The 6,672-nt window shown below is 54.3% G+C and carries 8 protein-coding genes and 1 pseudogene; all 9 read left to right on the top strand.

The window, feature by feature from the left end; all coding sequences use genetic code 11:
- On the top strand, positions 1-345 hold a 345-nt coding region (locus tag ACIQYF_RS15300), incomplete at its 5' end, for an RHS domain-containing protein (protein WP_402863208.1).
- Positions 346-801, top strand: a complete 456-nt coding sequence (locus tag ACIQYF_RS15295; RefSeq protein WP_402863232.1) for an RHS repeat-associated core domain-containing protein — start codon at positions 346-348, stop codon at positions 799-801. It abuts the gene before it with no gap.
- A complete protein-coding gene (locus tag ACIQYF_RS15290; RefSeq protein WP_402863205.1) occupies positions 798-1,055 on the top strand; it encodes a hypothetical protein in 258 nt (85 codons plus the stop codon). The genes ACIQYF_RS15295 and ACIQYF_RS15290 overlap by 4 nt, the downstream gene beginning before the upstream one ends.
- Positions 1,056-1,065: 10 nt before the next feature.
- On the top strand, positions 1,066-1,329 hold the full coding sequence (locus ACIQYF_RS15285) for a PAAR domain-containing protein (protein ID WP_402863202.1): 264 nt from the start codon (positions 1,066-1,068) through the stop codon (positions 1,327-1,329).
- Between the two features lie 180 nt (positions 1,330-1,509).
- Positions 1,510-1,742 (top strand): annotated as a pseudogene (locus ACIQYF_RS15280) (PAAR domain-containing protein); the annotation flags it as partial.
- Between the two features lie 597 nt (positions 1,743-2,339).
- A complete protein-coding gene (locus ACIQYF_RS15275) occupies positions 2,340-3,437 on the top strand; it encodes an FUSC family protein (RefSeq protein WP_402863199.1) in 1,098 nt (365 codons plus the stop codon).
- Between the two features lie 546 nt (positions 3,438-3,983).
- A complete protein-coding gene (locus ACIQYF_RS15270; RefSeq protein ID WP_019409985.1) occupies positions 3,984-4,286 on the top strand; it encodes an urease subunit gamma in 303 nt (100 codons plus the stop codon).
- 51 nt (positions 4,287-4,337) lie between these two features.
- Positions 4,338-4,862: an urease subunit beta gene (locus ACIQYF_RS15265; protein WP_402863195.1), complete on the top strand. Its 525-nt coding sequence runs from the start codon at positions 4,338-4,340 to the stop codon at positions 4,860-4,862.
- 86 nt (positions 4,863-4,948) lie between these two features.
- Positions 4,949-6,667: an urease subunit alpha gene (locus tag ACIQYF_RS15260; RefSeq protein WP_402863192.1), complete on the top strand. Its 1,719-nt coding sequence runs from the start codon at positions 4,949-4,951 to the stop codon at positions 6,665-6,667.
- The last annotated feature ends 5 nt before the right edge of the window (positions 6,668-6,672 follow it).

The following is a 6,672-nucleotide window of genomic DNA, read 5'->3' as shown; positions in this document are numbered from 1 at the left end:
GAAGTCGACGGGCTTGGGGTACAGATACACTTTTTCGACTTTTGCGTCGGGACGCATCATGGCGGATGGGCTCCAGAAAGAAATCGGGAGCACAGCATCCGGGATCACGCGGCGGCTTTGAATGTGGGGTTCATGGAGCGGTTACGCAACATCCGCCTGCTCAAACAGCCCGACTACAGCGGCGAGTACAGCCAAAAAACCGACCCGCTGTGGACCTACACACCCGTCGCACCGAAAATCGACGTCCTGAGTTGGTACCACTGCGACCACCTCGGCACCCCGCAGGAAATGACCGACCAGAACGGCCAAATCGTCTGGAGCGCAGACTACAAAGCCTGGGGTTAAATCGTTGAACACCGTTCGGACACTGCCAAACAACAAGGCCTGAACAACCCGATCAGGTTTCAAGGCCAATACCACGACCACGAAACAGGGCTGCACTACAACCGCTATCGGTACTATGATCCGAGGGTGGGACGGTTCATCAGCAAAGACCCGATTGGGTATGCGGGTGGGTTGAACCTGTTTGCGTATGCGCCAAATCCAGTGGGGTGGGTTGATCCGCTGGGGTTGGCTAAATCTGGGCGCTGGCAGCCCGTTGGAAATGGCAGAATTCGTATTGATCCACCTCACGTTGAGAATACAAATCAACAATTACATGCACACTGCGAATGTAAATCCAGACGACAAGAAATTGTTATCAATAAAGATGGCACACAGAGCCACGGCTCTCGCGGAGATATTTCTGGATTAACCAGAACTGAAAAAGAGTATTTGAAAGAAAAAGGGTTTGATATATGAAAAATCTAAAAATGTTCGCCATTTACGGAACTGCCACAAACACCAGTGAAGAGATAAAGCTAGATGAAATATCAATAGTGGCCGATACCAATACACTCAAAGTAATCGGAAATTTTTTTACTAATGCCGCCAAAGAAATGGAGGCCCACGAATTAGAACACATGCACTTTCAGGATATGGTGGACAATTTCTCACACGAAAATCACGTGGACATTATTGTTCTTAATAAAGATGTGATACTGACAAAAAAATGAGCCATTAGAGATGAAACCTATTATTCAACTTGGCGACACCACCGACCACGGTGGCGTTGTCATTGAATCCATCCCACACACCAACCTCAACGGCAAGCCAATGGCGGGCAAAGGCAACTTGGTGAAATGCCCCCTGTGCAAGGGAGCATTCCCGATTGTCGAAGGCAGCAGCACCTATTCCGTTAACGGCGTTCCAGTGGCGCTGGACGGCATGAAGACCGCCTGTGGTGCCAGCCTGATCGCCAGAGGCTCACGCGCATCGGTTCACCGCTGACCACACAAGCTACCGCTCTTTAACAAGCACGCATCACCCGCATTGGCCCCGCGTCGCCGATGCCCGCGAAACAACCCAATCACAACAGCAGCGCCACCTTCGCCTTCGGCCCGGCGGGCAACCTGCTCAACGAAAAACAGCAACAGCCGCAAAGACCGCTGGAGCAAGACCCTAAACGCAAACGGTGGTGTTGTACTTGAAGCGTTCACCCAAACCGATCTCCACGGCAAACCCATCGTCGGACTCGGTCACAAAGTAGCCTGCCCACTCTGCAAAGGCGTTTTTCCTATTGTTGAAGGTAGCAGCACCTACACTGTAGACGGTACTCCGGTAGCCTTGCCTTGGAGGGTATGAATACCTCATACGGAGCCAGTCTCATCGCCAGTGCCCCAAAGGGCGCGGCCACTTATTAAACGATGCGCCCAGAAAGCAATATCCAAGGCATGATAAATATCTCATCTATAAACAATACGCAGCGTTCGTAGATGTCTAACTCAGCACTTCAGCCCCTTGAAGGCATGCCTAAACTAGCCCGCAAGCATGATGGCCTATGCCTGCCCGAGGCCTGTAAGAACTCGGGGATGCCGCTGTCATGGGGTTGTTCACGAAGAGGCGTTAGCCGCAAGCTCTCGGGGGGCCAGGATGACCTTTCACCCTAGAGCGACTTACAACATGCGGGTCACCGTGATTGATCCCTGAGAACACCGGATCCGGGTGTTCTTGCGGCAATGCTGGCTTTTCACCTCTCGACATCACCTTCCCTGTCGAATGGATGGGACATCGCCCCTGCCTGATCGACTCGCTCGCATCATTGGCGAAGTGGCGCAGGCCATGCCAGGTTCCGCTCATGTTCAAAGGAAGCTGGCGCTGTATTCCGTAAGCCGTTTCTGATTGCTCTCAAAGCCATGAGCCGCAGCGTTATGTGTACGAGCACTTCGACGGCGACATGGTCAACCTCTTCAACGTGAACTACGCTGGCTGCCCAATCCATCACAGCGATTGGGGTCTCTATGCAGCTGGGTAAAAAGATTTCCAATCTGGAACAACTGGCCTGTCAATACTACCGCTGGATTCATGCCACTCGCATCAGCCTGGCGTTCCTGGTTACCTTCGTGGTGATTCGTTACTTCAAGCTGGACGATGCGTCTTGGGCGTTGATTACCATGCTGATCGTGATGGGACCACAGCCGTATTGGGGCAATGTCTTCGCGCGGGCCTTGCAAAGGACTGGCGGCACCGTGTTGGGTGCGCTTTCCGGTCTGGTGGCGTTGTATCTGGAGACCTTTTCGTTCCCGGCCATGCTGTTGTGGTGCGCAATCATGATGTTTGTCGCCGGCTACCTGACCCTGGGCAAGCACCCATACATGGCCTTGTTGATCGGTTCAACCCTGGCCGTGGTCAGTTGCTCGCCGCCCAACGATATGGAGTCGGCGATTCTGCGCAGCGTCTATGTGCTGGCCGGGTCGCTGCTGGCGATGCTTTACACCAGCATCTACCCGCAACGGGCCTATACCGACCTGCGCATCAAGTTCAGCCAGAGCCTGCACACGCTAAATGAACTCTATGAGGCCTACTTCTCACCCCAGACCCTGGAACGGCCAAACCTTGAAGATCAATTAAAAAATGAACTGGACGCGGTCATCAAGTTACGCAGCTACATCGCCCCGGCCAGTAACGAAAGTAACTTGAAGCCCGCCGTGTTTGAGTCTTTGCAAACGCTGCACCGCAATCTTGTTACGACGTTCTCACTGATGGTCGATGCCTACTGGTCGTCCGCGGCGAGTCACAAGCTGATCGAGAATGAGCCCGCCTTGCGCGATGTTCGGCGCTTGATTCCGCAAGCCCTGGAGTCGCTGCAAAACAAGCTCTGCATGGGTATCGGTAATAACGAAATCAGCGGCCAACTACGCCAGACCACCCGCGATCTCAAGGAACTGGCCTTGCAATGCATCAACGGGAAAAACGCCGAAACGCCGTTTTATGCCTATGTATGGTTGAGCCTGGAAATGCTCAGGCAACTGACTGAGCTAAATGATCAGTTGCACGCCGCCCTCTACCAAACACACAAACATCTGTTTAAAAAAAAGACTGACGCTGACAAAAAATAAACCTCTGATTGCAGGAGTGAGCTTTGGAATTTAAATACCCAAAGATCGCGGGCAAGCTTGCTCCTACAAAATCCCCTCTATTTAAATGATATATCGCACTAAAGATGAAGATTTTTACACAGCGAGCGAAGCTTCTTGAGCTGAGAAATAGGCTTATAACCTTTTAAACACGCCGCCAAAAAAACTTTAACTCACTGTATTTATTGGTTTTTTATAAAAGCCACTGTCTCTAGCAAAACCCCTGCCGCCTCAAACAGACCATCAAACACACTGCCTTTTCGTCTCACCTGTTGAAAATTATGGTCTAGGCTCTCATCGCGCCCGTCTTAAAGGACTTGAACGGTTGAGCCTATGAAACGCACTAGCACCTCACCCGCTGCCAGCGCCATGCACCAAGCGGACTTGCTTTCCCCTCGAAAAATCAACTGGCAATCAACCGGCGAGCGCTTTCGCGTGGGCGTAATCGACCCTGTTGCCAGGCGCAGGTTTGAGCCCTGACCGGCATTCTAAAAACTCATGTTTACCGCATTGTAGATAGGAGGGCTTATGCAGCTCACCCCGAGAGAAATCGACAAACTGATGATTTACACCTTGTCGGACGTGGCATTGCGCCGCAAGGCTCGTGGCTTGAAGTTGAACTACCCGGAGGCCGTTTCAATTATCACCGTGACGGCACTGGAAGGCGCACGGGACGGAAAGACGGTTGAAGATGTCATGACAGAGGCCAGCAAAGTACTGACCAAGGACGATGTCATGGAAGGCGTCAGCGACCTCATTCCCAACGTTCAGGTTGAAGCGATTTTCACCGATGGCAGCCGACTGGTCACGGTCCACGACCCGATCAAGTAACGGCAAGCAGTAGCCGGTTAACGCAAACAGACCCGTTTTGAGGAATCAGTGATGAGCACCAAAAAAACCGCTGCCCCAGCCGCTCCTGCCAGCCCGCACCAGGACACTCACCCGGATCACAACATCCCGCACGCGAAAAACCCCGGTGGCGTACAAAAAGGCAATGAAGACAACGTGCCGCTGGGTGGCACCATTTACGCCAGCTCGCCGATCAGCTTCAACGAAGACCGCCCGGTGACCAAGGTCAAAGTGCGTAACACCGGTGACCGCCCGATTCAGATCGGTTCGCACTTTCACTTCTTCGAAGTCAACCGCGCCCTCGAATTTGACCGTACGGCCGCCTTTGGCAAACGCCTGAACATTACCGCCACCACCGCGATCCGTTTTGAGCCGGGCGATGAAATCGAAGTGTCGCTGATCCCCTACGGCGGCAAGCAAACCCTCTACGGTTTCAACAACCTGGTAGATGGCTGGGCCCCCGACAAAACCGTCAGCGGACACGAACGCCCGGAAAAATTGCAAGCCATTCAGCGCGCAGTCGAACACGGCTTCAAGTTCTCCAAGACGAGCAAGTAGCCACCAAGCCAATCATGCACTTACAGACTTTGCACCTGCGCCGTTGAGTCATTGACGCCAGTGCGGCATTAGAAAAGGAGCCACCGATGCCAACTATTTCACGCAAAGAATACGCCGGCCTGTTTGGGCCTACCACGGGCGACAAAATCCGCCTGGGCGACACCAACCTGTTTGTCGAAATTGAAAAAGACTTGCGCGGTTACGGCGAAGAGTCGGTCTACGGTGGGGGCAAATCCCTGCGCGATGGTATGGGTGCCGATAACACCCTGACCCGCGACAACGGCGTACTGGATCTGGTCATCACCAACGTCACCATCATCGACCCGATTCAGGGCGTGATCAAAGCCGACGTCGGCATTCGTGACGGCAAGATTTGTGGCATTGGCAAAAGCGGCAACCCCGGCATCATGACCGGCGTGACCAATAACATGGTGGTCGGCGTGAGCACCGATGCCATTTCGGGCGAACATTTGATTCTGACTGCCGCCGGGATCGACACCCACATTCACCTGATCTCCCCCCAACAGGCCTATCACGGGCTGTCCAACGGCATCACCACGTTCTTCGGCGGCGGTATCGGCCCAACCGATGGCACCAACGGCACCACAGTGACTGCTGGCCCGTGGAATATTCGCGCCATGTTGCGCTCGCTCGAAGGCTTGCCGATCAACGTCGGCATGCTCGGCAAAGGCAACTCTTTTGGCCGTGACCCACTGGCGGAACAAATCATTGCCGGTGTTGCCGGGCTCAAGGTGCACGAAGACTGGGGCGCAACCTCCAACGCCCTGCGCCACGCGCTACGTACGGCCGATGAGATGGACGTGCAAGTCTCGGTGCACACCGACAGCCTTAACGAATGCGGGTATGTCGAAGACACTATCGATGCCTTTGAAGGCCGCACCATTCACACCTTCCACACCGAGGGTGCGGGCGGCGGTCACGCCCCGGACATCATCAAGGTAGCCAGCCAGCTCAACGTACTGCCGAGCTCGACCAACCCGACCCTGCCCTACGGCATCAACAGCCAGGCCGAGTTGTTCGACATGATCATGGTCTGTCACAACCTCAATCCAAACGTGCCCGCCGACGTATCGTTTGCCGAAAGCCGAGTGCGCCCGGAAACCATCGCCGCCGAAAACGTGCTGCAAGACATGGGCGTGATTTCCATGTTCTCCAGCGATTCACAGGCCATGGGCCGAGTGGGTGAGAACTGGTTGCGGGTAATGCAAACCGCTCATGCCATGAAAGCCTCACGTGGCAAATTGCCGGAAGACAGCGCCGAAAACGACAACTTCCGCGTGCTGCGCTACGTGGCAAAAATCACGATTAACCCGGCGATCGCTCAAGGTGTGAGCCATGTGCTGGGGTCGGTCGAAGTGGGCAAAATGGCCGACCTGGTGCTCTGGGACCCACGCTTCTTTGGCGCCAAGCCAAAAATGGTCATTAAGGGCGGCATGATCAACTGGGCTGCCATGGGCGATCCAAATGCCTCGCTGCCTACCCCGCAGCCCGTCTACTACCGCCCGATGTTCGGGGCCTTCGGCAAAACCCTGCAAGACACCTGCGTGACCTTTGTCTCGCAAGCTGCGCTGGAAGACGGGGTCAAGGAAAAAGCCGGGTTGGATCGTCAGGTCATGGCCGTTCGCAACTGCCGCACCATCTCCAAAAAGGACTTGGTGCGAAATGACCAGACACCAAAGATCGAGGTCAACCCTGAAACCTTCGAAGTGAAGGTCGACGGCGTACACGCCACCTGCAAACCCATCGATGTCGCCAGCATGAACCAGCGTTATTTCTTTGGCTAAACAAC

Origin of the sequence: Pseudomonas sp. NPDC096917 (assembly GCF_044762555.1) — a bacterium.
GTDB lineage: Bacteria > Pseudomonadota > Gammaproteobacteria > Pseudomonadales > Pseudomonadaceae > Aquipseudomonas.
Note: the sequence above shows the minus strand (reverse complement) of the source record. Positions and strands in the feature narration are given on the sequence as shown.

What these genes read in the sequence shown, in the direction of transcription:
- ACIQYF_RS15290 (WP_402863205.1), top strand. Translation starts at nt 798, where the DNA reads ATGAAAAATCTAAAAATGTTCGCCATTTACGGAACTGCCACAAACACC.
- ACIQYF_RS15285 (WP_402863202.1), top strand. Translation starts at nt 1,066, where the DNA reads ATGAAACCTATTATTCAACTTGGCGACACCACCGACCACGGTGGCGTT.
- ACIQYF_RS15275 (WP_402863199.1), top strand. Translation starts at nt 2,340, where the DNA reads ATGCAGCTGGGTAAAAAGATTTCCAATCTGGAACAACTGGCCTGTCAA.
- ACIQYF_RS15270 (WP_019409985.1), top strand. Translation starts at nt 3,984, where the DNA reads ATGCAGCTCACCCCGAGAGAAATCGACAAACTGATGATTTACACCTTG.
- ACIQYF_RS15265 (WP_402863195.1), top strand. Translation starts at nt 4,338, where the DNA reads ATGAGCACCAAAAAAACCGCTGCCCCAGCCGCTCCTGCCAGCCCGCAC.
- ACIQYF_RS15260 (WP_402863192.1), top strand. Translation starts at nt 4,949, where the DNA reads ATGCCAACTATTTCACGCAAAGAATACGCCGGCCTGTTTGGGCCTACC.